1 protein-coding gene is annotated in these 463 nt (G+C 63.5%); it reads left to right on the top strand.

Annotated features, from left to right (window positions below):
• Positions 1 to 22: 22 nt before the first annotated feature.
• Positions 23 to 463: gluconate 2-dehydrogenase subunit 3 family protein (locus tag VSR68_RS42565; RefSeq protein ID WP_342945386.1), on the top strand; the 441-nt coding region annotated here is incomplete at its 3' end.

Genomic DNA, 463 nt, shown 5'->3' with positions numbered 1-463 from the left:
CCGCCACACAGGGGTTCCGATCATGTCCACATCAAGAGGGACGAAGCAGGGAGTCAATCGACGCGACCTGCTTACCGCCGGGCTTGCTGCCGGCTCCTTGGCCCTTCCCACCGCCCCTGTAACGGCAGATACAAACGCGCAGCAAGTCCCTTGGGCGCCGGGCGAGGCGAACAAACCATCTCCGGTCGCAGGGAGTGACTATCGGTTCTTGTCAGCGGACGAGGCGGCTTGGCTGGATGCTGCCGTGTCACGACTGATACCACAAGATGAGACGGGTCCCGGCGCGCGAGAGCTCGGGGTCACACTCTTTATCGATCGCCAGCTCGCCGGAGCCTACGGCAGAGCTGAGCGCTGGTATATGGCGGGACCCTGGTCAAAGGGCACGGATAGTCAAGGCTACCAGTCGAGGATGACGCCGGCGCAGATGTACCGCGCGGCGATCAAGGCGATGGACGCCTACTGC

The organism is Paraburkholderia phymatum (genome assembly GCF_038900715.1).
Lineage (GTDB): Bacteria > Pseudomonadota > Gammaproteobacteria > Burkholderiales > Burkholderiaceae > Paraburkholderia > Paraburkholderia phymatum_A.
Note: the sequence above shows the minus strand (reverse complement) of the source record. Positions and strands in the feature narration are given on the sequence as shown.